We start from the raw sequence: 22,784 nt of genomic DNA, 5'->3' as shown, positions 1-22,784 counted from the left end.
CCTCCGGGCACGGATTGCGGCACGGAGGTCCGCGACACGCCGGAACCGGAATCGGAAAGTACAGACGAGTCCGCCTCGACCGGGCGTCCCGGTTAACCGGGTATTCCTACGACTCCGAGCGCCACTGATAGACGCCGATCAGCAACATCCTCAGCTGGGTGCGCACGGTGGCGACGATCTGCTCCTCCTGCTCGGGGCGGGCGGTGGAGAGGATCTGCTCGGCGGTGGCGACCAGGACGGTCACGAACAGCGACGAGAGCACGTGCAGGTCCTTGGCGGTCCAGGTGTCGGTGCCGGTCATCAGCGCCAGGTCGGTGGCGAGCTCGCGCTCGCAGAGCTCGATCTCGCGGTGGATTGCCTCGCGTACCGAACGCGGCCCGGCGACACGCTCGCGGGCGATGAACCCGAAGTGGTCGCGGCGCCGGTGAACGTGGTCGACGAGGGCATCGATCGAGCCGTCGACGATGTCTTGGTCGGCCCGGGCATTGCGGCGTACGTCGCGGAAGAGGTCGCGCAGCGAGTCGAAGGACTCCTCGACCAGTGCCAGCCCGAGCGACTCGATGGAGTCGAAGTGGCGGTAGAACGCGGTCGGCACGATGCCGACCTGTTTGGCGACCTGGCGTAGCGAGAGCGCTGTCAACGAGCTGTCGGTGCACAGCTCCAGCGTCGCGTCCAGGATCGCTCGCCGGGTCCGGAGCTTGCGCTCCGCACGGCTCTCCGGCTCCGCACCCGTCTCGATCACCAGACCATCCTAGGCGCAGAGGTCGGTGGAGCGTCAGGTGCACACCTGTACACCGTGATCTGGACCACGTCCGTGGCGTCTTGACGCGTGCTGTGATCACCCGCCATGGTTGTCGGTGTACAGATGTTCACTGAAAGGCGAAACACATGGCACTCGACCTCGGCGGCCGGATCCTCCGCTCCCGCACGGTTGCGGCGCTCGCCTCACCGCACGGCATCGACCGCTATCTGACCCAGATCAACCCGATGCTGGCCGCGCACGAGGTGCGTGCCCGCATCACCGACATCCACCCGGAGGTGAGCGCGCCTGGCGCGCCCCGGGTGGCGACCGTGACGCTCCAGCCCACCTCGACCTGGCGCGGCCACCGCGCCGGCCAGCACGTCAGCGTCGGCATCGACACGGGGGAGGGGCGGCGCACCACCCGCGTCTTCACCGTCTCCAACACCGAGGGCAAGCCGGGTGAGCCGCTCACCATCACGGTGCGTGCCCACGACGACGAGCACGCGACCCCCTACAGCATCTCCAAGTACCTGACCGAGCGGGCCACTGTCGGCACCCTGGTCCACCTGTCCCAGGCCGAGGGCGACTTCGTCCTTCCCGACCGCGTGCCCGAGCACATCCTCCTCATCTCCGGAGGCTCTGGCATCACCCCGGTGATGTCGATGCTGCGCTCCCTGCAGCGGCGTACGCACCGGGGCAAGGTCACCTTCCTGCACTGGGCGCCCAGCGCCGACCGCCAGATCTTCGCCGACGAGCTCGAGGAGATCCGTCACCAGGGTCACGGCGTCGACCTGCACATCCTGCACACCGCCGACGGGGCGCCCTACCTCTCCCCGGCGCTGCTGGAGAAGCTCGTCCCGGGCTACCGCGACGTGCCGACCTGGGCCTGCGGGCCGGCGTCCCTCATCGAGGCGACGCAGGCTGCGTACGAAGGGACCGAGTCGCTCCGCGTGGAGTACTTCAAGCCGCCCAAGAACGCCGGCGTGGCCGGTGGCGAGATGGAGTTCGCCCGCACCGGCAAGACCGTCGCCAACGACGGCGCCACGATCCTCGACCAGGCCGAGGCCGCGGGGCTGACCCCCGAGTCCGGCTGCCGGATGGGGATCTGCTTCTCCTGCACGACCAACAAGAGCTCCGGACGGGTCCGCAACGTCCTGACCGGCGAGACCTCCGAGCTCCCCGACGAACAGATCCGGATCTGCGTGAGCACGCCCGAGGGCGACTGCTCCGTGGACCTCTGACGATTCCTTCAAGGAGACATCCCCATGACCACTGTTGAGAACACCGGCAACCGCCGACTCAGCCCCGAGGAGCTCGAGGCGTTCGGCGCCGAGATGGAGGCCATCCGCCAGCGGATCGTCGCCGACCTGGGCGAGAAGGACTCGACGTACATCTACGACATCGTCAAGAAGCAGCGCGCCTTCGAGCTCGCCGGCCGCGCGCTCTTCTACCTGCCCGTGATCGGCTGGGTCCCGGCCGTCGCCTGTCTGTCGATCTCCAAGATCCTCGACAACATGGAGATCGGGCACAACGTCATGCACGGGCAGTACGACTGGATGGGCGACCCCGACCTCAACTCGCGCATGTTCGACTGGGACACGATGGCGCCGGCCGACAACTGGAAGTACGGCCACAACTACATGCACCACACGTTCACGAACATCCTGGGCAAGGACCGCGACGTGGGCTACGGCATCCTCCGGATGGACGAGGACCAGAAGTGGCACCCGTACTACCTCGGCAACCCGCTGTACGCGTTCCTGCTGATGACGTTCTTCGAGTGGGGGGTGGCGCTGCACGACCTCGAGGTCGACGAGCTCGTCGCCGGTCGCCGGACCTGGGCCGAGAACAAGGAGATCGGCGCCCGGATCTGGCGCAAGGTGAAGAAGCAGACGCTGAAGGACTACGTCCTCTTCCCGCTGCTCACCGGTCCGCTCGCGCCGCTGACCTTCGCGGGAAACTTCACCGCCAACATCATCCGCAACGTGTGGACGTTCAACATCATCTTCTGCGGCCACTTCCCGGCCGGCGTCGCCTCCTTCTCGCAGGAGGAGTGCGAGGACGAGACCCAGGGTCACTGGTACTACCGCCAGCTCCTCGGCTCTGCCAACATCACCGGCGGGCGCATCTTCCACATCATGTCCGGGAACCTGTCCCACCAGATCGAGCACCACCTCTTCCCCGACCTCCCCGCCCGCCGCTACCCGGAGATCGCCGAGGAGGTCCGCGAGATCTGCGAGCGCTACGACCTGGCGTACAACACCGGCCCCCTGCACCAGCAGCTGTGGGGAGTCTTCAAGAAGATCTGCAAGTACGCCCTCCCCGACCGCAAGAAGCAGGCCTCCGTCGGTGTCGAGAGCACTCCCGCCCTCGAGGGGGTCGCGGCATGACGCCTGACCAGCCACAATGGGTTGTCATGGAGCCCGAGCTGAGCAAGAGCGAGATCCGCAAGGATGTCGCGCAGAGCGCCGTCGAGGTCACCGCGACCACGGTCGGCCAGGTCACCATGATCATCACCGGCGCCGTACGCGACGTGGCCGGTGCCATCGGCGGCCTCGCCACCGAGCTCTTCGAGCTCCGGGCCGCCGCCAAGCGTGCCGAGAAGGACCTCGCCGAATAGGTAGTTCTGCCGGCCGAATCCGCAGTTGTGGGCGACGAAACCATCGTTTCGTCGCCCACAACTGATTTCTCGCCTGCCACAACTGCGGACTCGGCGGGGGTCAGTCCTCGGGGTCGTCGAGGCGGGCCAGCCAGGTGGCGAGGCGCTCGATGGCGGTCTCGTGCTCGGGGTGTACGTCGACGAAGGCCTGGAGCTGCTCGGCCAGCCAGGCGAGGGTGACCTCCTCGTCGCCCCGACGGGTGACGAGCTCCTCGATGCCGCGGTCGGTGAAGTACATGGCGTCAGTCTTTCATTCTGCGTTCAGTGGTGCGTCGGAGGCCGGGCCGCCGGAGAGGCCGCGTACGACCATGCCGAGGGTGACGTTGATGAGCCGATCCCGCTCGGGGTCGGGGCAGGTGCGGTAGGGCCCGTCGATGAGCAGGACCGCTAGGCCGTGGACGGCGGACCAGGCCGCCGTCTCGGCTTCGGGGCGCAGCTCCGGAGCCAGCCAGCCGGCCGCGACGAGGTCGTCGAGGGCTGTGGTGAGGAAGGCGTAGGGCGGGGCTTCGGCGAGGATCGCTGACATCTCCCCGGGCGGGTGTGGGTCTCCGTCGTGGGGGCGGAGGAAGGCGGTGCGGAACAGGCCGGGCTGAACGAGCGCGAAGCGGATGTAGCCGCGCCCGGCCGCGGCGAGGCGCTGCACCGCGGCCTCGGCCGGATGCGGAGCCGGCTTCTCGGCGGCGAGGAGGTCGAGGATCGTCGCGGCCAGCCGGTCCATGGCCTCGTGCTTGGCGGCGACGAGCAGGTCGGCCTGGTTGGCGAAGTGGCGGTAGGTCGCGGTCGGGGTCACGCCGACCGCGCGGGCCGCGGCTCGGATGGTCACTGCATCGGGGCCGCCCTCCTCGGCAAGCGTCGCGGCTGCATCGACCAGCGCGTTCCGGAGGTCGCCGTGGTGGTAGGGCCGGGCGCCCTCGTCCGAGCTCTCTGAGGGTTTCACGGAATTCATGTTGACACCTGCCCACATCAAAGGGAAAGTTAACACCTGCAAAGTTTACGCCTGCCCACATTCATTCTGGAGGAATCGTGTTCCACCGACTCGGCACCCTCGTGGTGCGAAATCCGCGCCGGGTCCTGGTGATCGGCCTGATCGCCCTCCTCGGCGCGATCTATCTGGCCACCTCGGCCTTCGGCAAGCTCGACGACGCCGGCTTCGACGACCCCGCCTCGGAGAGCAGCCGCGCAGCCATCGCGTTGGAGGAGGGCTTCGGCAACGGGGCCGGGTTCCTCCTGACTGTCAGCGCCGCCGACGGCGCGGTGACCGAGGGCACCGCCGCGAAGGACGCTCAGGCGCTCGTCGACCGTCTTCGAGCCGACGACGACCTGACCGACGTCGTCTCCTACCTCGACGCCCCCGGTCCCGGCATGATCTCGGGCGACGGCACCCACGGACTGATCTCCGTCGGCGCGAAGAACCCGGATACGGTCGACGCCGCCGCGGTGATCGACCGCTACACCGACGAGGCCGCGAACGACGGGGCTACGACTGTCCACGTCGGCGGCCAGCTGGCGACCTTCGAGGAGGTCGGCAGCCAGATCGGCGCCGACCTCGCCCTTGCTGAGGCGATCGCGATCCCGTTGATGATCGCGCTGCTGGTCCTCGCCTTCGGCAACGTGGTCGCCGCCATCGTCACCATGGGAGTCGGCGGGTTCGCCATCGCCGGCACCTTCGCCGAGCTCTCGGTGCTCGGCAACTTCACCGACGTCTCCATCTACGCCCTCAACCTGACGACCGGCCTCGGGCTCGGCCTCGCGGTGGACTACGGCCTGCTGATGGTGGCGAGGGTCCGCGAGGAGCGAGCAGCAGGGGCGGAGCACTCCGACGCCGTCGTGCGCGCCGTGGAGACCGCCGGCCGGACGATCGTCTTCAGCGCCACCACCGTCGCGGTCTCACTGGCCTCGCTGCTCGTCTTCCCGCTCTACTTCCTGCGCTCCTCGGCGTACGCCGGCATCGGGGTCATGGTGATCACCGCCGTGGTCGCGGTGGTGCTGCTCCCGGCCACGATCACCCTCCTGGGGGACCGGATCGACGCCCTCCGCGTCCCCGGCGTACGTGGTCTCCGCGGAGGCGCCGCCCCCTTCTGGACCCGGCTGGCCGGCTTCGTCACCAAGCGCCCGTGGGTCGCCCTCCCTGTCGTGGCCGTCCTGCTCGCGATGGCCGCGCCGCTCGCCGTGATCGAGTTCGGCACTCCCGACGACCGAGTCCTCCCGGCATCGGCGGGGAGCCGCCAGGCAGGCGACCTGCTGCGCGAGGAGTTCGACGGCGACGGCACCAGCCCCATCCGCGTCGTGACCACGTCGACCGTCGACGATGAGAGCCTGGCGACGTACGCCGCCGACCTCTCCCTCGTCGACGATGTCGACCGCGTCGACACCCGCGTCGGGACGTACGTCGACGGCACCCTCGCCTCGAGGACACCGGCCCTCCCGCCCGGCGACGGCGCGGACGAGCTCGCCGTCGTCAACCAGCTCGATCGCCAGTCCGAGGAGGCGCGTGACCTGGTCCGTGACGTACGCGCCGTCCCGTCACCACAAGGAACCACAGCGCTCGTCGGCGGCGGCGCCGCGGAGCTGCTGGACTCCCTCGACGCGATCGGCGCCAAGCTCCCGTACGCCGTCGGCGGGCTCGCGATCGCGATGGTGGTGATCCTGTTCCTGTTCACCGGAAGCCTGATCCAGCCGCTTCGGGCGCTCGTGCTCAATGTCATCGGTCTCGGCGCGACGGTCGGGACGACCGTGTTGATCTTCCAGGAGGGATTCGGCGCGGACCTCCTCGGCTTCACCGCGATGCCGCTGAACGTGTCGATGGTCGTCCTGCTGCTGGTGATCGCGTTCGGGCTGTCGATGGACTACGAGGTCTTCGTGCTCGGCCGGATCACCGAGATGCGCCGGCGCGGTCTGGGCAACGTCGAGGCGGTCGTACAGGGGCTGGCCCACACCGGCCGGATCGTCACCACGGCCGCCGCCCTGATCGCGACCAGCTTCTTCGCGTTCATGGTCAGCGACATCAGCTTCATGAAGTTCTTCGGCCTCGGGGTCGGGCTGGCGATCCTCATCGACGCGGTCCTGATCCGCGGCATCCTCCTCCCGGCAGCCATGCGGATGCTCGGAGAGGCGGCCTGGTGGGCGCCGCGGCCGCTGCGGCGCCTGCACCGCAAGGTCGGGCTCAGCGAGGAGCCGGTCCCGGTCCCCGTCTGAGACGACCGGAGCGAGGTCGAGCGGCGAGCTTGCTCGTCCGCGCGCGCCGAGCGAGGGAGTTACCGCGCGAAGCGCGGACCAAAAGCCACGCCGAGTCGGCGCGTTAGAACGCGCCGACTCGGCATTGGGTTCGATCCGGGGATCAGGCGAAGGCGCGGTCGATGAGCTCCTTCTGCTCGACCGTGTGCCGCTTGATGGTGCCGACGGCGGTGGTGGAGGAGGCCGTGCGGGTGATCGGCTCGACCTCGCGGCCCAGCTCGGGAACCACGTTGAGGTAGTAGCTCGGCCACGGGCCCTGGTTGAAGGGCTCGTCCTGGACCCACTTGACCTTCGCGTTGGGGTACTTCGCGAGTTCGGTAGCGAGCTCCTCGGTCGGCCACGGGTAGAGCTGCTCGACGCGGACGATCGCGACGTCCTCGCGGCTCCGCTTCTTACGCTCGACCGTGAGGTCCCAGGTCAGACGGCCGGAGACCAGCAGAACGGTGCTGACCTTCGAGGCGTCCGTCTCGGTGTCGGGGATGACCGGCTGGAACGAACCCGAGGTGAAGTCGGCCGGCTGGGAGGCGGCCTCCTTGCGGCGCAGCATCGACTTCGGGGTGAAGACGATCAGCGGCCGGTGCTCGGCGCCGAGGGTGTGCGTACGCAGCAGGTGGAAGTAGGACGCCGGCGAGGACGGCTGAGCCACGACCATGGCCTCGTCGGCGCACAGCGTGAGGAACCGCTCGATGCGCGCCGAGGAGTGGTCGGCACCCTGGCCCTCGTAGCCGTGCGGCAGCAGCAGCACGACACCCGAGTCCTGGCCCCACTTGGTCTTGCCTGCGGAGATGTACTCGTCGATCACCGACTGGGCGCCGTTGACGAAGTCACCGAACTGCGCCTCCCACAGGACCAGCGAGTCCGGCCGCGCGACCGAGTAGCCGTACTCGAAACCGAGGGCGGCGTACTCGGAGAGCAGCGAGTCGTAGACGTAGAACTTCGCCTGGTCCTCGGTGAGGTTGTTCAGCGGCGTCCACTCGTCGGCGTTCTTGCGGTCGATCATGGTCGCGAAGCGCTGCACGAAGGTGCCGCGACGCGAGTCCTGACCGGCCAGGCGCACCGGGCGCCCGTCCATCAGCAGCGACCCGAACGCCAGCGTCTCGCCGGTGCCCCAGTCGATGCCGCCGTCGGTGATCTGGGTCGCGCGACGCTGCAGCTGCGGCATCACCTTCGGGTGGACCGTGAAGCCGTCCGGCGGGGTGACGTACGCATCTGCGATCCGCTTCAGCACATCGTTGGTGATCGCGGTGACGGTCTCGCCGACAGGCTTCTCCGGGTAGTCCGGGACGGTCTCCCAGGCCTGCGGCATCTTGTCGGCCTCGCGCACCTCGGTGAAGACCTGCTCCAAGCGAGCCTGGTAGGCGGCCAGCACCTGCTCCGCCTCCTCGATCGTGATGTCACCACGACCGATCAGCGACTCGGTGTAGAGCTTGCGGACCGAGCGCTTCTGCTCGATCAGGTCGTACATCATCGGCTGGGTGAACGACGGGTCGTCGCCCTCGTTGTGACCGCGACGGCGGTAGCAGATGAGGTCGATGACGACGTCCTTGTTGAACGCCTGGCGGTACTCGAAGGCGAGCCGCGCGACGCGCACGCAGGCCTCCGGGTCGTCGCCGTTCACGTGGAAGATCGGCGCCTGCACCATCCGCGCGACGTCGGTGGCGTAGAGCGAGGAGCGCGACGAGCCCGGCGAGGTGGTGAATCCGACCTGGTTGTTGATGACCAGGTGGACGGTGCCACCGGTGCGGTAGCCACGCAGCTGGGACAGGTTCAGCGTCTCCGCGACCACACCCTGGCCGGCGAAGGCCGCGTCACCGTGGACCAGCAGCGGCAGGACCGGGAAGACCGCGCCCTGGTCGAGCACGTCCTGCTTGGCGCGGGCGATGCCCTCCAGGACCGGGTCGACGGTCTCGAGGTGGGACGGGTTAGCGGCGACAGAGACCTTGATCGTGTCGCCCAGGTCGGAGAGGAACTCGCCCTCGGCACCGAGGTGGTACTTCACGTCGCCGGAGCCCTGGACCGTGCGCGGGTCGATGTTGCCCTCGAACTCGCGGAAGATCTGGTTGTAGGACTTGCCGACGATGTTGGCGAGCACGTTGAGACGGCCACGGTGGGCCATACCGATCGTGACCTCGTCCAGACCGGCCTCGGCAGCGGCCTCGCAGACCTCGTCGATGACCGGGATCGCGGTCTCGCCACCCTCGAGGGAGAACCGCTTCTGGCCGACGAACTTCGTCTGCAGGAAGGTCTCGAAGGCCTCGGCCTCGTTGAGCTTCGACAGGATCCGGAGCTGCTCCTGGCGCGGGGTCTTGTCGTACGGCCGCTCGACGCGGTCCTGGATCCACCGGCGCTGCTCGGGGTCCTGGATGTGCATGTACTCGATGCCGGTGGTGCGGACGTAGGAGTCACGCAGGACACCGAGGATCTCGCGCAGCTTCATGAACGGCTTGCGGCCGCCCGCGAAGGAGCCGACCGGGAACTCGCGGTCGAGGTCCCACAGGGTCAGCCCGTGCGACTCGATCTGCAGGTCGGGGTGCGAACGCTGCTTGTACTCCAGCGGGTCGGTGTCGGCCATCATGTGACCACGCACGCGGTGGGCGTGGATGATCTCGCCGACCTTGACCTGCTTGGAGATCTGGTCGTCGTGGGTGGTGTCGATGTCCTGGTTCCAGCGGATCGGCTCGTAGGGGATCCGGAGCGACGCGAAGATCTCGTCGTAGAACTCGTTCTCACCGAGCAGGAGCCGGTGGACGGTCGCCAGGAACTCGCCGGACTGGGCGCCCTGGATGACCCGGTGGTCGTACGTCGAGGTCATCGTCATGATCCGCGAGACCGCGTTCTGGGCGAGCTTCGAGGGGGAGGCGCCCTGGAACTCGGGCGGGTAGTCCATCGAGCCGACGCCGATGATCGCGGCCTGGCCGTGCATCAGCCGCGGCACCGAGTTGTTGGTGCCGATGCCGCCGACGTTGGTCAGGCTGACCGTGGTGCCGGAGTAGTCGGCCATGGACAGCTTGTTGTCCTTGGCCTTGCGGACGATGTCCTCGTACGCCGTCCAGAAGCCGGCGAAGTCCATCAGCTCGCAGCCCTTGATGGACGGCGCGACGAGCTGGCGGGTGCCGTCCTTCTTCTGCTGGTCGATGGCCAGACCGAGGTTGATGTGCGGCGGGGTCACCTGGGTCGGCTTGCCGTCGACCTCGGCGTAGGTGTTGTTCATCGCCGGCATCGCCTTGATCGCCTTGATGATGGCGTAGCCGATGAGGTGGGTGAAGGAGACCTTGCCGCCGCGGGCGCGCTTGAGGTGGTTGTTGATGACCGTGCGGTTGTCCCACAGCAGCTTGACCGGCATGTTGCGCACGGAGGTCGCGGTCGGCACCGAGAGCGACACGTCCATGTTCTTGGCGGTGGCGGCGGGGATGCCGCGCAGCGTGGTGTAGGTCGGCTCGTCGGTGACGGCGACGGCGGTCGGCTTCGGGGCGTCCTTGGGAGTGGGCGTCGCGGTGCCCTTGGCCGGCTCGGCGGCCTGCGCGGCCGGGCGCGGCTTGGCCTTGGGGGCCGGAGCCGCCTTGGCCGCCGGCGCCTCGGCGGAGGCAGGGGTGGTCGGCGCGGGCGCGGTGGCCGGCGCGGGGGAGACCGGAGCCTTGGCGGCGGGAGCGGCGGCGGGCGTCGCCGGGGCGGCGGCGCCGTTCGGCGACGCGCCAGGCTGTCCGTTGGTCTCGAAGAACTTCACCCACACGGGGTCAACACTGCTGGGATCCTTCGTGTACTGGTCGTACATCTCCTCGACCAGCCACTCGTTGGCGCCGAATTCCGCTGGGATATCGGCAGTGTTGGGGGACGGGGTGCCTGAGGACACGGCTTGATTCGCCTCTTCCGAATTTTCGCACTGTAAGAAATGGGTTGCCCACGGGCAAGGCTATCCCCACGAACACGCAAATGCCCGATGCAGGCTCTCCCTGTGGACAGGATGTAATCCGTCCCACATCTTGCGTTACCTGCCGGGTGTACTTGCAACCCGGGTCGGTATGCGTACAGTGGCCCGGTCCCGGAGCAGGTCGATGAGGCGGATTCCCCACATGACGAGCAGCAGTACGAGGCGCCTTCCGCGCGTCGCAACGGCACTCACGGCGGCGGCCCTGAGCAGCACCTTGGCGCTCACCGGATGCGGCGGCGAGCCCGACAAGCCGGCCGCCTCGACGTCCCCGTCGCCGACCCCTGCGCCCACGGTTAAGTCGGCCGCGAAGCTCGTCCACGTGCAGGGCAAGTTCCCCAAGAGCCGGCACCAGGCGGTCTCCACCAACGTGGCCAAGGTCGTCGACCGATGGCTGCAGGCTGCGTACGTCGGCGGTGACTACCCGCGCGCGACCTCGACCTTCACCGCGAAGTCCTTTCCGGGCTTCTCCAAGGTCACGATCGCCCAGGCGGGCAAGCAGATGACCCAGATGAGCAACGCCACGATCGCCCCTCACATCGACGGCGTCGAGGTGGTCGCCAGCGACGTCCACGTCGACCTGCTGGCCAACAACAACTACCCGGTCGGCGCGGTCGCGCGGGTGCGGCTGGTCTACGACACCACGGGGGACCGCGCGTCGCGCCAGACCGTCCGCGGCACCCTGGACATGGTGCCGACCAAGACCTCCTGGGCCGTCTTCGGCTTCAACATCACCCGCGAGGAGAAGCTGGCGCTGGACCCGTCCTCGGCGCCCTCCGCCTCGCCCAGCCCCTCGGGAGACAAGTCATGAGCCGCCTGACGACGCTCGTACGCCGTCGCCTCCTGACCACGCTCGCGCTGGGCGTGGTACTCGCGCTGACCGCCGTCCTGGTGCCCGACGCCGAGGTCGCCGAGCCGCGCGCGGAGCTGATCGCCACCAAGTCGGCCAAGGGGCTCGACGTCGCCAAGTTCACCCGCAAGGGCGGCACCATCTGGGTCCTCGCGGTCGGCTCGGACGCCCGCCCCGGCCAGAAGGTCACCCGCAGCCGCGGCGACGCGCTGCACCTGATCGGCTTCAATCCATCCTCGGGCTATGCGACCGACATCAGCATCCCACGTGACTCCTATGTCAACATCCCCGGCCACGGGCGCGACAAGATCAACTCGGCGCTGCTCTACGGCGGCCCGAAGCTGATGGGCCGCGCCGTCGGCAACCTGGTCGGCGTGCAGCCGCAGTACGTCTTCGTCACCTCGTTCTCCGGCATGAGCGACATGGTGATCGGGGTCGGTGGCGTCGACGTCGACAACCCGCGTGCGTTCAGCGATCCGTACGTCGCGCGCTATGGCTTCAAGAAGGGCCGGATCCACATCAGCGGCCCGCACTCGGTCGACTTCGCGCGGGCCCGCAAGACGCTGCCCGGCGGTGACTTCGACCGCTCGGCCAACCAGTCCCGGGTGATCCGCGGCATCCACCGCAAGATCGTCGCCCGGCAGTACGACATCGGCTTCAAGGCCAAGGGCGTCTCGCTGGTGATGAAGAAGATGCACACCACCGGCCTCTCCGGCCGCGACCTCTACCAGCTCGCCAACGCGGTCGCCGCGATCAACCCGGGGAAGATCCGCACCTGCGTCGTTCCCGGCGGGATCGGCAACGCCGGCGCTGCCAGCGTCGTCTTCCCCAACGTCGGGGCGGCCCGGGCGATGGGCAAGGACGCGCGCAACGACGGCCGGCTCAACCGCGGCTGCCGCGGCTGAGCCTCATCGGTGCGGGTCACTCGTGCGCGGCGACGAAGTCGCGTACCAGCGGCGCGATCCGCTCCGGATGATCGGCGACCACCCAGTGGGAGCCGGCGACCTCGCGGATCGTCAGGTCCGCGACGTACGGCTGTGGGGCCTCGGTCGCGAGCGCGCGGCTGACGTAGACGTCACCGGTCGGGGTGATGACCTGGACCGGGATGGTGACCGGCCGTGGCTGCGGTCGTCCCATCCGGGCGATCGCGTTGGCGCGGTAGAGCTCGAGGCCGTTGATCCGGTCGGCCTGGGTGCGGTCGACGGCCGAGCCGCCGACGATCCGGTCGAGGAACCCGGAGCGCCAGGCGAGCTCGGGGAGCAGCGGAGCCTGGAAGAACCCGATGTAGGTCGACTCGGCGCCCTGCTTGAGACGCTCGAGGACGCCGCGGGCTGTCCGTGCGGGCGTACGCAGCCAGGCCCCGGTCTGGTCGAGGCTCGGCCCCGAGATCGAGGTGAACGACGCGATCCGCTCGGACGGCACGTTCCCGGCGACCGCCTCCCAGGTCTGGGTCGAGCCCCAATCGTGGGCGAGCAGGTGCACCGGCGTCGACGGGCTGACCACGTCGATGACGGACTGCAGATCCGCGTTGAGCTGCTCGATCAGGTAGCCCTCGCGCCTGGCGGGAGCCTGCGAGCTGCCGTGGCCGCGTACGTCGTAGGTCACGATCCGCAGCTCGCTGCCGAGGATCCTCACCAGCGGGAGCCAGACGCTGGCGTTGTCGGGGTAGCCGTGGACGCAGACCAGCGCCGGGCGGGTGTCGCCGCGAGACCCGAAGTCGGTGACGGCCAGCCGGAGCCCGTCGGTGGTCGTTACGTAAAGGCTGCTCACGTGGGCGAGGCTAGTCGGGCGGCGTTCGCGCCGACGTGACACGATTCGCCCCATGGACATCAGCTATCCGGTCACGATCGCCGCGGCTCGCACCTGGTTCAAGCTCGGCGACATCAAGATCAACATGACCGGCGCGGAGCACATCCCCGAGAAGGGTGGTGCCCTGCTGGCGATCAACCACCTCTCCTTCGTCGACTACGTCATGGCCGGGTTCCCCGGCGCGGAGCGCGGCCGGCTGACCCGGTTCATCGCCAAGAAGGAGGTCTTCGACCACCCCGTCGGCGGCCCGGTGATGCGCTCGTTCCACCACATCCCGATCGACCGCAGCTACGGCGCGGCCGGGATGAAGAAGGCCGTCGACTATCTCCAGGACGGTGAGGTCGTCGGGATCTTCCCCGAGGCGACCATCTCGCGCTCTTTCCTGATCAAGGACCTCAAGACCGGCACCGTACGCATCGCCGCCGACGCCGGCGTGCCGCTGATCCCGGTCGTGCTGTGGGGCACCCAGCGGATCATGACGAAGGGTCAGAAGGTCGACCTGTCGCGCCACAAGACCGTCGGCATCGAGATCGGCCCGCCGCTGCCGGTGACCGGGGAGGACCCGGCCGCCGAGACCGCGGCGCTCAAGGCGCAGATGGAGGGCATGCTCGACCGGCTGATCAAGGCGCACCCCGCCGAGGAGCAGCCCCCGGGCTCGTGGTGGCTGCCGAAGGCGTACGGCGGCTCGGCCCCCACGCTCGAGGAGGCCGAGGCGATGTACGCCGAGGAGCGCAGGCTTCGCGCTCAGCGGAAGGCCGCGAAGCGGAAGTCCTGAGGACTCTCCTGAGCTTGTCGAACGGCTCGCCCTAGGTCGGTGCGCCGGCGCGCTCGGCGACGGCGCCGACCTTCTCGTGGAAGAGGCCGAGCGAGCGCGCGGTCATCGCGACATCGAGGAGCTCTTCGACGACATCGTCGTAGCTGTGGGTGTTTCCCAAAAAAGGGTTCAGTCGGGGATTCTGGCCGGTGGCTCCGATGAGTGCGGCGATGGCCTCGCCTGCCTCTTCGCTCACCTTCGCGACTCTCCCCCAGAGAACGGCTTCCGCGTCGCGATCGCCCTGGGACTCATCGAGCCACCGGGACAGATACGCGAGCAGAGCCGGCGTAGCGTCGGTCATGCGGTCGGAGTCTAGGGCGCTCCCGGTAATTCGGTCGAGCCTTAGGTTTAAGGGCTACTCGGCAGGCTGGTAGACCCCGAGCCGATTTCCGGACGGGTCGGTGAAGATGAAGCGACGCCCGCCGGGGTAGTCGTAGGGCGCTTCGGTGATCGTCCCGCCGGCCTTCTCGACGGCCGTCACCGCGGCCTCCAGATCGGTCGTGCGGATCAACGGGAGCGGGGCGACCGCGGTCTCGGAGGCGTACATCCCGCCGTTCTCGTCCTTGCCGTCGGGCCCGACGATCCCGGCGTACATCCCGCCGTAGTCGTTGAAGGACCAGCCGAAGGCGGACTCGTAGAAGGTGCGGGAGCTCGGGAGGTCGGTGACCGCGAGCTCGAGGTAGTCGATGTGGAGTGCATTCATGCCCCTCGACGCTACCTGCGACCACCGACACTCTCGCGCAGTCGAAGACTCAGCTGAAGGCTCAGCCGAAGGAGATCTCGAAGCCCTTGCCGCGGAAGGAGCCGAGCTTGGTGGCGTCGCGGAGGTAGGCGAGCGGGCCGTCGGGGTCGAAGGTCCAGGTGCCGCGCGCGGGCAGGAGCTTGGCGCCGCCCTTCATGGTGAGCCAGGCGGTGTCGGGGTGCTCCTCGATGCCCGGCTGCTCGACGTTGCCCACCATGGGGAGGCGCGGGGCGAGCTGGGTGACATCGGTGAACCTGGCGGTCGCGATCGGGCCGTCGTCGTGGCTCGCCTCCCAGGAGTGGGTCGCGAGCGGCCCCTTGGTGGACGACCCGCCGCTGAACTTGGCCAGCCCCTTCGGGATCGCCCACAACGTACGGCCACCGGCCACGGAGTCGGGGGAGTCCACCCAGATGTCGACGACGCTCACCGCCTTCTTCCCGTTGGACGCGGTGATCACCCGGGCGGAGAGGAGCTCGCGGTAGGTCAGCGGACTCGGCTCGGTGTAGTCGACCAGGGCGACGGCGTAGATGCCTTTCGGGTGCCGCTCGTCGACGTCGTGAGCGAGCCGGTAGACCGAGAGCCACATCGATCCGTGCATGTGCCAAGGGGCTGGGGGATAGCTGGTCACGTGGGTCTCCCGAATTTCTGTTGTGGTCCGTGTCGAAGCGGTCATGCTCTGTTCGACGCGTAGGCGTGTGGCGATCGTCGCCACGTTTTACCCAAGGAGACCAGAGATGACCGACCAGGTGAAGGGCCCCGCCGCCTACTTCCCGTCCATCGAGAAGAAGTACGGCCGCCCGATCGCGGAGTGGCAGCAGATCATCCGCGACAGCGGGATCACCAAACACATGGAGCTCGTGGGCATGCTGAAGACCGAGTACGCCCTCGGGCACGGTCACGCCAACGCCCTCGTCGCCCACACCCTCGCCGAGGGCGTCTGACCCGCATCAGGGTCTGGCATGGGGTTCACTTCTGCCATGCGCGAGGGACCGTTGGAGATCACCGACCTGCTCTGGTCGGATTCAGGTGAGCCGGTGGTTCGGGCGGAGGCGGTCGCGCTGCTGCGATCGCGTGGGCAGGCTCGGGCGGCGCGGACGGTTTCCCTGCTGCCTGAGCGGGACGGTTTCCTCGACGCGGACGCGACCGACGCGCTTGGGCTGCGGATTCATCGTGAACTGCAGCGGCTGGGGGAGGAGCTCCAGCTGGGCCGGCGGGTGGCGTCGGTGGTGCGTACGTTGCTTCCTGCCGGTGTCGAACCGGTACGGGTGGTCGACGTCGGCTGTGGGCTTGGACATGTGCTGCGGTCGATCGCGGCTCGTGGGGAGCTACCTGAGCATGTCGAGCTTGTCGGGGTCGACCTCAACACCACGCTCGTCAACGAGGCCTCGCGACTCGCCACGATCGAAGGGCTGGACTGCCGATTCGTCTCGGGTGACGCGTTCGAGCCAGGCGTCGTCATCGAGGACGGAGCACGGACCGTGGTCGTGTCCAGCGGACTCATGCACCATCTCGCGCCGAAGGACCTGGACGGGTTCTTCGCCGCCCAGGCGCGGCTGGGAGTCGCGGCGTTCGTGCACTGGGACATCGCTCCGTGCCTGTGGTCGACGATGGGTGCCTGGATCTTCCACCAGGCACGGATGCGCGAGGCCGTCTCGCGCCACGACGGCGTGATGTCGGCACGCCGGGCCCATCCGGCCGAGACGCTGCTGGCGGCCGCAGGCCGTGGTGCGCCCGACTACGCCGTCGAGGTGCGCGAGGGTTCGCGCTGGCATCCGAAGGCGCTCGACGTACTCCGTCCGCTCGTCGGGGTGCGCCGATGAGCCTGGTCATCCTCGTACTGCTTGGCCTCCTCGACGCCGCCTTCAGCGGGTTCCGGTCCGCGCAGGGACGCAGCGGGCTGGTCGATCACACTCATGAGGACCGCGTGGGCATGCTCCGCGGGCTTCGGCTGTTCCCTTTGCTGTCATTGTCGGCCGCTGCCGTCCTAGCGATCGACCTCTTCCGCGGGCAGGGCCTCCAGGCGTACGTCTCGGCCGCCAACCTGTTCCTGCTGGTCATCGCTCCATTCACGGCCATCGTGCTGCTCGCGCTGGCGGCGTACGGGATCCTGCGCTGGGAGCTGAGATACCTCGCCTCCGCGACCATCATGGGACCGTGCACGTTCCTGCGTCCGTACGTCGTGACAGCCGCAGCGGTCGTCGTGATCGTCCGCGCCGGGGAGGTGGGAGTGGCCATCACCGCGACGCTCGCCGTCGTGGCGGTGCTCGTCGTGGAGCCGATCCTGGACAACCGCGCGAAAATGAGAGAAACCGCTGGTCACCCAGCGGTCTCATCTGTGCCCCCGGCAGGAATCGAACCTGCGGCCTACGGTACCGGAAACCGGCGCTCTATCCCCTGAGCTACGGAGGCGATGCACTGCTCGAGCAGTGCGAATGGAACCCTACAGGCTGGGACGGATAACGGTGAAACCGACTGGCGCTTATACGCTGGACCTCGTGACTCCTGAGCAGCTTTCCACCGCGGTCGTCGATGTCCTCACCGCGCTCGTCGATGAGGGTGCGATCACCCTTCCCGACGGCGTTCCGAGCACTGTCACGGTGGAGCGACCCCGGCAGAAGGGCCACGGTGACTACGCCACCAACGTGGCGCTGCAGCTGGCCAAGAAGGCGGGGATGAACCCGCGTGCGCTGGGGGAGCAGCTCGCGGAGAAGCTGAAGGCGACCGACGGGATCGCGGACGTCGAGATCGCCGGTCCGGGCTTCCTGAACATCTCCGTCGAGGCGGGTGCCCAAGGCAAGCTGGCGGGCGAGATCGTCGCCGCCGGCGCCACGTACGGCAACAACGAGGCCTTCAAGGGCCACAACATCAACCTAGAGTTCGTCTCCGCCAACCCGACCGGCCCGCTGCACCTCGGTGGCGTCCGCTGGGCCGCGGTCGGCGACGCGCTCGGTCGGGTGCTGGAGGCGTCCGGCGCCGAGGTCACCCGGGAGTACTACTTCAACGACCACGGCGGCCAGATCGACCGCTTCGCGCGCTCGCTGCTGGCCTGGGCGCAGGGCAAGCCGGTGCCGGAGGACGGCTACGGCGGGGCGTACATCGAGGAGATCGCCAAGCAGGTGCTGGCCAAGGAGCCGAGCGCGCTCGACGGCGAAGACCCGCAGGAGGTCTTCCGTGCGATCGGCGTCGACCTGATGTTCTCCGAGATCAAGCAGAGCCTGCACGACTTCAACGTCGACTTCGACGTCTACTTCCACGAGGACAACCTCCACAAGTCCGGAGCCGTGGACCGCGCCATCGAGAAGCTCCGCGAGCTCGGCAACGTCTACGAGAAGGACGGCGCGATCTGGCTGGCGACCGAGAAGTTCGGTGACGACAAGGACCGCGTCGTCATCAAGGCCGACGGCCAGGGGGCCTACTTCTCCGGCGACCTCGCCTACTACCTCGACAAGCGCGAGCGCGGCTTCGACCGTTGCTTCATCATGCTGGGCGCCGACCACCACGGCTACGTCGGCCGGATGATGGCGATGTGCGCCGCCTTCGGCGACACGCCCCACGAGAACCTCGAGATCCTGATCGGCCAGATGGTCAACCTCCTCAAGGACGGCCAGCCGATGCGGATGTCGAAGCGCGCCGGCACCGTGGTCACGATCGACGACATCGTCGAGGCGATCGGGGTGGACGCGGCCCGCTACGCGCTGGCGCGCTACTCCAGCGACTCCAACATCGACATCGACCTCGACCTGTGGGCCAAGGCCGACAGCGCCAACCCGGTCTACTACGTGCAGTACGTCCACGCGCGCACCTGCCGGATGATGGCCAACGCGGCCGACCTGGGGATGCAGATCGACCTCGACACCTTCGACCCGGAGCTGCTCACCCACGAGCGCGAGGGCGAGCTGCTGCGTGCGCTGGCCGAGCTGCCGCGCGTGGTCGCGACCGCCGCCGAGCTGCGCGAGCCGCACCGGGTCGCCCGCTACCTGGAGAACACCGCCGGGATCTTCCACCGCTGGTACGACGATGACGACTGCCGGATGCTGCCCAAGGGCGACGAGCCGGTGGCGCCCGTCAACCTGGCCCGGCTGGCGCTCGTCTCCGCCGCCCGCACCGTCTTCGCCAACGGCCTCGGTCTGCTCGGCGTCTCGGCCCCGGAGCGTATGTGATGACGTCCCACTCTTCGCCGGGCTCGTTCACCGGCACCTCCCCGGTATGGCTCAAGACCCCCGACGACGTCAACGCCCTCGTGCCGGCATTGTGGTCGGCGACGGCCGAGAAGACCGACGGTGTCCTCACCGTCGGCGGTGTCGCGGTGCCTGACCTGGTCGCGAACATCAACACCCCTGCGTACGTCCTGGACGAGGCCGACTTCCGCGAGCGCGCCCGCGCGTTCCGTGACGCCTTCACCGGCTACGACGTCTACTACGCCGGCAAGGCGTTCCTGTGCACCGAGGTGGCGCGCTGGGTGGCGCAGGAGGGGCTCTGCCTCGACGTCTGCTCCAACGGTGAGCTCTCGGTCGCGCTGCGCGCCGAGGTGGACCCGGCGAAGATCGGCTACCACGGCAACAACAAGACCCCGATGGAGCTGCGGCGCGCGATCGTCGCGGGTGTCGGGCGGATCATCGTCGACTCCTTCGACGAGGTCGAGCGGGTCGCCGCGATCACCGCCGAGACCGGCATCACCGCCAAGGTGATGGTGCGGGTGACCGCCGGCGTCGAGGCCCACACCCACGAATACATCGCCACCGCCCACGAGGACCAGAAGTTCGGCTTCTCGATCTCGTCCGGCGACGCCTTCGAGGCCGTACGCCGGTTGCTGGATGCCCCGAACGTCGAGATGCGCGGGCTCCACTCCCACATCGGTTCGCAGATCTTCGACTCCTCCGGCTTCGAGGTGGCCACCCGGCGGGTGCTGGCGCTGCAGGCGCGGATCCGGGACGAGCTCGGCACCGAGCTGCCCGAGATGGACCTCGGTGGTGGCTTCGGCATCGCTTACACCACCCAGGACGACCCCTCGACGCCCAAGGCCCTGGCCGAGGAGCTCACCGCGATCGTCGAGCACGAGTGCCGTGGCTTCGGCCTCGCGGTGCCGCACCTCTCGATCGAGCCGGGCCGCGCCATCGTCGGGCCCTCGATGTGCACCGTCTACACGGTCGGCACGGTCAAGGAGGTCGCCCTCGACGGCGGCGTCACCCGCACGTATGTGAGCGTCGACGGCGGGATGAGCGACAACATCCGCACGGCTCTCTACGACGCCGACTACTCAGCCACGCTCGCCGGCCGGTCCTCGTCCGCCGGTCCCGTGCTCGGTCGCGTCGTCGGCAAGCATTGCGAGGCGGGCGACATCGTGGTCAAGCACGAGTTCCTGCCCGGCGACATCGCTCCCGGGGACCTGATCGCGGTCCCCGGCACCGGTGCCTACGGCCGCTCGATGGCCTCCAACTACAACCACGCACTGCGGCCCCCGGTGGTCGCGGTGCGCGACGGTGAGTCCCGGGTGATCGTCCGGCGCGAGACCGAGGACGACCTCTTCGCGACCGATCTCGGCTGATCGGGCGCGTTCCTTCGTCAAGGTATGCCGACGAAGGGTCACATCCCTCGCGGAGTTCCGCAGGAGATGTGAGCCTTTCCCTGCATACCTTGATGAAGGGAAAGGCTCACGCCCGCAAAGCCCGGAGGACTGCGCGGCCGCGCGGTGAGAGGCGGTAGCCGACGGGCAGGGACTCGGTGAGTCCGAGCTCCTTGAGTCGGCGGATGTCGGCCTTGAACGGCTTCTTCTCTCGCCCGATCGAGGCCGCGATGGTCTCGGCCAGCTCGCCGGGCCGGGCCTCGATCAGCTCCAGGTGCTCCCGCGTCCACGGGCCCCGGCGGCTGCGCCGGTCCATGTCGGCCAGCTTCGCGACCAGTGCGGCGGTCTCGGTCTTCCCCGGGCGCTTGGTACGCAGCGCGACCCGCTCGTCCTCGCCGGCGTAGCGCATCTCGATCCGGTAGACGTCGCCTTCCTTGCGGGACAGGAACGCCAGCAGTTCCTCCAGGGTCATGCCCGCCCGGCGGGCGTCCTCGTCGGTCAGCGTGTCGCACATAACCGGAGCGACGGAGACGAACTCGACCACGCCGATCCGGGTGCGCTGGCGGCCGCCGGCGACATGCATCGGACGTTTCCAGCGGCGGAAGGCGAGGTCGACCTCGCCGGTGCGGATGCGTTCGAGGTCGGCGTTGGGGAACAGCACCCACCCATCAAACCGCGTGGCGTACGAAATTCGGTTTCGCCTTCCCGAAATCCTGGGGTCCGGGGTCCTACGATGGGGCGCATGCCGCGGGGGGTCTACTCAGAACGGACGCTCGCGGCGCCGTCCCAGGCGCCGCGAGCGTCTGCTGCCCGGCTGACGAAGGAACGGCGGGACAGCGTGACCCGAGCTGCGCAGACGTTCGGCTGGCCGGTGGTGACTGGCAAGGCCGCCGCGCAGCGGCCGGTGCGGTGGGAGGTGCTGGGCCCGGACGTACGCGCCGAGCGCTGCGACCTCGTCGTCGACGGCACCTGCGACGGGATCCTGGTCGAGTACTGGCACGGCAAGGCGTCGCCCGGGAAAGGGCCCTGGCGTCCGGCGCGCTGGGTGGTGGTGCGCGTCCCCGCCCGCCTGCCGAAGACCGCCGCGATGATCGGGCTCTCGCCGGGCTCGGGCAACACCGGCACCGGCCGGGTGCCCACGCCGGTCTTCTTCCCGCCGGAGTTCCGCGCCAAGACCAACGTGACCACCCCCGACGGGGCCGTCATCGCCGCCGACGAGGAGCATGCGCGCGCTCTGTCCCGGTTCGCCAGCCACGTCGTCGACGAGCGGCTGTGGGTGGTGGCCCGCGACGACGCCATCACCGTCACCACCGACGTGGAGCCGGACGCGGAGGAGCTGCTCCGGCGCGTACGTCTGGCGCGGGATGTGGCCGCGGTGCTCCGGCCGATCCCGGAGCTCGCCTGAGGCTCATCCAAGGGTTGGCGAAAACCCTTGACCTCAAGTCAACTTGAGCAGGTTGACTTGCCGCATGCGAGCGATCAGACAGCACGAGTTCGGCGGCCCGGAGGTCCTACGCCTCGAGGAGGTGCCCGACCCGACACCAGGCCCGGGTCAGGTACGCATCAGGGTGGAGGCCGCGGGCATCCACCGTCTCGACACCTCGATCAGAGCGGGCGACCTGCCGCCGGCGATGCCGCGGCCGGAGCTCCCGATGACTCCCGGCCGCGAGGTCGCCGGCGTGGTCGACGAGCTCGGTGAGGGCGTCGACGAGGCTTGGCGGGGCGCGAACGTCGTCGCGCATCTCGGTCCAGGAAGCAGCGGCGGCTACGCCGAGCTGGCCGTCGCCGACGAGAAGCAGCTCTACCTCCGCCCCGACGGGCTGGAGTCGGCCGAGGCCGTGGCCGCCATCGGCACCGGCCGCACCTCGGCCGCGGTGCTCGAGGCCGCCCAGATCACTCCCGACGACGTCGTCGTGGTCACCTCGGCCGCCGGTGGCATGGGCGCGATCCTGCTCCAGGGCATCCGAAACGTGGGCGCCCGCGCGGTCGGGCTCGCGGGCTCGGACGCCAAGCTCGAGATCGCCCGCGGCTTCGGCGCGCAGACGGCCATCGACTACCGCACGGACGGCTGGCTGGAGAGGCTTCGCGCCGAGGAGCCCCGGATCACGGTCCTCCTCGACGGGCTCGGGGGTGACGTACCCAGGCAGGTCTACGCCCACCTCGACCCGGACGGGCGGATGGTCCGCTTCTCCGGCGACCAGGAAGGCTACGAGGGCGCCGCGAAGATCATCGACATCCTCGGACCCTGGGTCCAGGGCCGGATCAAGGAGTTCGAGCACGCCTCGCTCGAGGCCGCCGCGGACGGCACCCGGAGGCCGTACGTCGGCTCCGCCTTCCCGCTGGCCGAGGCGGCAGCCGCTCATCGTGCGCTCGAGGCTCGGGAGACCACCGGCAAGGTCGTGCTGCTGACCTGAGCCGAAACCCGGCGGAGGTGTCCGCGCCTAGA

The 22,784-nt window shown here is 68.9% G+C and carries 22 protein-coding genes and 1 tRNA gene; 13 read left to right on the top strand and 10 right to left on the bottom strand.

What is annotated here, in order from left to right:
- Positions 1 to 106 precede the first annotated feature (106 nt).
- Positions 107 to 742, bottom strand: a complete 636-nt coding sequence (locus tag AB0F44_RS26090; protein WP_350659648.1) for a TetR family transcriptional regulator — start codon at positions 740 to 742, stop codon at positions 107 to 109.
- 146 nt (positions 743 to 888) lie between these two features.
- Between AB0F44_RS26090 and AB0F44_RS26085 the strand changes: the two genes are divergently transcribed.
- From AB0F44_RS26085 to AB0F44_RS26075, 3 genes are read left to right on the top strand one after another with little or no spacing between them, the layout of a single operon-like run.
- Complete coding sequence (locus AB0F44_RS26085; RefSeq protein WP_357359697.1) at positions 889 to 1,983, top strand: iron-sulfur cluster-binding domain-containing protein; 1,095 nt, start codon at positions 889 to 891, stop codon at positions 1,981 to 1,983.
- 24 nt (positions 1,984 to 2,007) lie between these two features.
- Complete coding sequence (locus AB0F44_RS26080) at positions 2,008 to 3,132, top strand: acyl-CoA desaturase (protein WP_357359695.1); 1,125 nt, start codon at positions 2,008 to 2,010, stop codon at positions 3,130 to 3,132.
- Positions 3,133 to 3,158: 26 nt separating this feature from the next.
- Positions 3,159 to 3,362, top strand: coding sequence for a hypothetical protein (locus AB0F44_RS26075; protein WP_357359693.1), 204 nt, complete (start codon positions 3,159 to 3,161; stop codon positions 3,360 to 3,362).
- 100 nt (positions 3,363 to 3,462) lie between these two features.
- Here the strand turns inward: AB0F44_RS26075 and AB0F44_RS26070 are convergent, their stop codons facing one another.
- Positions 3,463 to 3,639: a DUF6104 family protein gene (locus tag AB0F44_RS26070; RefSeq protein ID WP_008362094.1), complete on the bottom strand. Its 177-nt coding sequence runs from the start codon at positions 3,637 to 3,639 to the stop codon at positions 3,463 to 3,465.
- 12 nt (positions 3,640 to 3,651) lie between these two features.
- On the bottom strand, positions 3,652 to 4,338 hold the full coding sequence (locus AB0F44_RS26065) for a TetR/AcrR family transcriptional regulator (RefSeq protein ID WP_357359691.1): 687 nt from the start codon (positions 4,336 to 4,338) through the stop codon (positions 3,652 to 3,654).
- Between the two features lie 86 nt (positions 4,339 to 4,424).
- Between AB0F44_RS26065 and AB0F44_RS26060 the strand changes: the two genes are divergently transcribed.
- Positions 4,425 to 6,596 carry an MMPL family transporter gene (locus AB0F44_RS26060; RefSeq protein ID WP_357359689.1) on the top strand — a complete coding sequence of 724 codons (2,172 nt, stop codon included), beginning with the start codon at positions 4,425 to 4,427 and terminating at the stop codon, positions 6,594 to 6,596.
- Between the two features lie 142 nt (positions 6,597 to 6,738).
- Here AB0F44_RS26060 and AB0F44_RS26055 read toward each other — a convergent pair whose 3' ends face one another.
- Entirely contained in the window at positions 6,739 to 10,485 is a 3,747-nt protein-coding gene (locus AB0F44_RS26055; RefSeq protein ID WP_357359687.1) for a multifunctional oxoglutarate decarboxylase/oxoglutarate dehydrogenase thiamine pyrophosphate-binding subunit/dihydrolipoyllysine-residue succinyltransferase subunit, read from the bottom strand.
- Between the two features lie 220 nt (positions 10,486 to 10,705).
- Here AB0F44_RS26055 and AB0F44_RS26050 point away from each other — a divergent pair, with 220 nt between their 5' ends.
- Both AB0F44_RS26050 and AB0F44_RS26045 read left to right on the top strand, forming a co-directional pair.
- Positions 10,706 to 11,371 carry a hypothetical protein gene (locus AB0F44_RS26050; protein WP_357359685.1) on the top strand — a complete coding sequence of 222 codons (666 nt, stop codon included), beginning with the start codon at positions 10,706 to 10,708 and terminating at the stop codon, positions 11,369 to 11,371.
- On the top strand, positions 11,368 to 12,315 hold the full coding sequence (locus AB0F44_RS26045; protein ID WP_357359683.1) for an LCP family protein: 948 nt from the start codon (positions 11,368 to 11,370) through the stop codon (positions 12,313 to 12,315). Before AB0F44_RS26050 ends, AB0F44_RS26045 begins: the two co-directional genes overlap by 4 nt.
- Positions 12,316 to 12,331: 16 nt before the next feature.
- Here the strand turns inward: AB0F44_RS26045 and AB0F44_RS26040 are convergent, their stop codons facing one another.
- Positions 12,332 to 13,180 carry an alpha/beta fold hydrolase gene (locus AB0F44_RS26040; RefSeq protein ID WP_357359682.1) on the bottom strand — a complete coding sequence of 283 codons (849 nt, stop codon included), beginning with the start codon at positions 13,178 to 13,180 and terminating at the stop codon, positions 12,332 to 12,334.
- Between the two features lie 52 nt (positions 13,181 to 13,232).
- Between AB0F44_RS26040 and AB0F44_RS26035 the strand changes: the two genes are divergently transcribed.
- A complete protein-coding gene (locus AB0F44_RS26035; protein WP_350659658.1) occupies positions 13,233 to 13,994 on the top strand; it encodes a lysophospholipid acyltransferase family protein in 762 nt (253 codons plus the stop codon).
- 31 nt (positions 13,995 to 14,025) lie between these two features.
- Here AB0F44_RS26035 and AB0F44_RS26030 read toward each other — a convergent pair whose 3' ends face one another.
- From AB0F44_RS26030 to AB0F44_RS26020, 3 genes are all read right to left on the bottom strand, one after another.
- Positions 14,026 to 14,334 carry a MazG-like family protein gene (locus AB0F44_RS26030; protein WP_357359679.1) on the bottom strand — a complete coding sequence of 103 codons (309 nt, stop codon included), beginning with the start codon at positions 14,332 to 14,334 and terminating at the stop codon, positions 14,026 to 14,028.
- 54 nt (positions 14,335 to 14,388) lie between these two features.
- Entirely contained in the window at positions 14,389 to 14,736 is a 348-nt protein-coding gene (locus AB0F44_RS26025) for a VOC family protein (RefSeq protein ID WP_357359677.1), read from the bottom strand.
- A gap of 61 nt (positions 14,737 to 14,797) precedes the next feature.
- Positions 14,798 to 15,403: an acetoacetate decarboxylase family protein gene (locus AB0F44_RS26020; protein WP_357359675.1), complete on the bottom strand. Its 606-nt coding sequence runs from the start codon at positions 15,401 to 15,403 to the stop codon at positions 14,798 to 14,800.
- Between the two features lie 106 nt (positions 15,404 to 15,509).
- On the opposite strand from AB0F44_RS26020, the gene AB0F44_RS26015 reads away from it, so the two are divergent.
- On the top strand, positions 15,510 to 15,716 hold the full coding sequence (locus tag AB0F44_RS26015; protein WP_357359673.1) for a DUF4287 domain-containing protein: 207 nt from the start codon (positions 15,510 to 15,512) through the stop codon (positions 15,714 to 15,716).
- A 36-nt stretch (positions 15,717 to 15,752) separates the two neighbouring features.
- Complete coding sequence (locus tag AB0F44_RS26010) at positions 15,753 to 16,595, top strand: class I SAM-dependent methyltransferase (protein ID WP_357359671.1); 843 nt, start codon at positions 15,753 to 15,755, stop codon at positions 16,593 to 16,595.
- 516 nt (positions 16,596 to 17,111) lie between these two features.
- Here the strand turns inward: AB0F44_RS26010 and AB0F44_RS26005 are convergent.
- Positions 17,112 to 17,184 (bottom strand) — tRNA-Arg (locus tag AB0F44_RS26005).
- Positions 17,185 to 17,270: 86 nt separating this feature from the next.
- Between AB0F44_RS26005 and argS the strand changes: the two genes are divergently transcribed.
- Together argS and lysA are read left to right on the top strand one after the other, a co-directional pair.
- Positions 17,271 to 18,935: an arginine--tRNA ligase gene (argS, locus tag AB0F44_RS26000; protein ID WP_357359669.1), complete on the top strand. Its 1,665-nt coding sequence runs from the start codon at positions 17,271 to 17,273 to the stop codon at positions 18,933 to 18,935.
- On the top strand, positions 18,935 to 20,320 hold the full coding sequence (lysA, locus tag AB0F44_RS25995) for a diaminopimelate decarboxylase (protein ID WP_357359667.1): 1,386 nt from the start codon (positions 18,935 to 18,937) through the stop codon (positions 20,318 to 20,320). Before argS ends, lysA begins: the two co-directional genes overlap by 1 nt.
- 106 nt (positions 20,321 to 20,426) lie before the next feature.
- On the opposite strand, the gene AB0F44_RS25990 is transcribed toward lysA, so the two are convergent.
- On the bottom strand, positions 20,427 to 20,999 hold the full coding sequence (locus AB0F44_RS25990) for a hypothetical protein (RefSeq protein ID WP_357359665.1): 573 nt from the start codon (positions 20,997 to 20,999) through the stop codon (positions 20,427 to 20,429).
- Between the two features lie 177 nt (positions 21,000 to 21,176).
- Between AB0F44_RS25990 and AB0F44_RS25985 the strand changes: the two genes are divergently transcribed.
- A complete protein-coding gene (locus AB0F44_RS25985) occupies positions 21,177 to 21,743 on the top strand; it encodes a hypothetical protein (protein ID WP_357359663.1) in 567 nt (188 codons plus the stop codon).
- Positions 21,744 to 21,807: 64 nt separating this feature from the next.
- Complete coding sequence (locus AB0F44_RS25980) at positions 21,808 to 22,752, top strand: zinc-binding dehydrogenase (RefSeq protein ID WP_357359661.1); 945 nt, start codon at positions 21,808 to 21,810, stop codon at positions 22,750 to 22,752.
- The last annotated feature ends 32 nt before the right edge of the window (positions 22,753 to 22,784 follow it).

Origin of the sequence: Nocardioides sp. NPDC023903 (assembly GCF_040639295.1) — a bacterium.
Taxonomy (GTDB): Bacteria; Actinomycetota; Actinomycetes; order Propionibacteriales; family Nocardioidaceae; genus Nocardioides.
The sequence above is the reverse complement of the archived record's forward strand: the minus strand, read 5'-3'. Positions and strand labels throughout refer to the sequence as shown.

What these genes read in the sequence shown, in the direction of transcription:
- AB0F44_RS26085 (WP_357359697.1), top strand. Translation starts at nt 889, where the DNA reads ATGGCACTCGACCTCGGCGGCCGGATCCTCCGCTCCCGCACGGTTGCG.
- AB0F44_RS26080 (WP_357359695.1), top strand. Translation starts at nt 2,008, where the DNA reads ATGACCACTGTTGAGAACACCGGCAACCGCCGACTCAGCCCCGAGGAG.
- AB0F44_RS26075 (WP_357359693.1), top strand. Translation starts at nt 3,159, where the DNA reads ATGGAGCCCGAGCTGAGCAAGAGCGAGATCCGCAAGGATGTCGCGCAG.
- AB0F44_RS26070 (WP_008362094.1), bottom strand. Translation starts at nt 3,639, where the DNA reads ATGTACTTCACCGACCGCGGCATCGAGGAGCTCGTCACCCGTCGGGGC.
- AB0F44_RS26050 (WP_357359685.1), top strand. Translation starts at nt 10,706, where the DNA reads ATGACGAGCAGCAGTACGAGGCGCCTTCCGCGCGTCGCAACGGCACTC.
- AB0F44_RS26045 (WP_357359683.1), top strand. Translation starts at nt 11,368, where the DNA reads ATGAGCCGCCTGACGACGCTCGTACGCCGTCGCCTCCTGACCACGCTC.
- AB0F44_RS26035 (WP_350659658.1), top strand. Translation starts at nt 13,233, where the DNA reads ATGGACATCAGCTATCCGGTCACGATCGCCGCGGCTCGCACCTGGTTC.
- AB0F44_RS26030 (WP_357359679.1), bottom strand. Translation starts at nt 14,334, where the DNA reads ATGACCGACGCTACGCCGGCTCTGCTCGCGTATCTGTCCCGGTGGCTC.
- AB0F44_RS26025 (WP_357359677.1), bottom strand. Translation starts at nt 14,736, where the DNA reads ATGAATGCACTCCACATCGACTACCTCGAGCTCGCGGTCACCGACCTC.
- AB0F44_RS26015 (WP_357359673.1), top strand. Translation starts at nt 15,510, where the DNA reads ATGACCGACCAGGTGAAGGGCCCCGCCGCCTACTTCCCGTCCATCGAG.
- AB0F44_RS26010 (WP_357359671.1), top strand. Translation starts at nt 15,753, where the DNA reads ATGCGCGAGGGACCGTTGGAGATCACCGACCTGCTCTGGTCGGATTCA.
- lysA (WP_357359667.1), top strand. Translation starts at nt 18,935, where the DNA reads ATGACGTCCCACTCTTCGCCGGGCTCGTTCACCGGCACCTCCCCGGTA.
- AB0F44_RS25980 (WP_357359661.1), top strand. Translation starts at nt 21,808, where the DNA reads ATGCGAGCGATCAGACAGCACGAGTTCGGCGGCCCGGAGGTCCTACGC.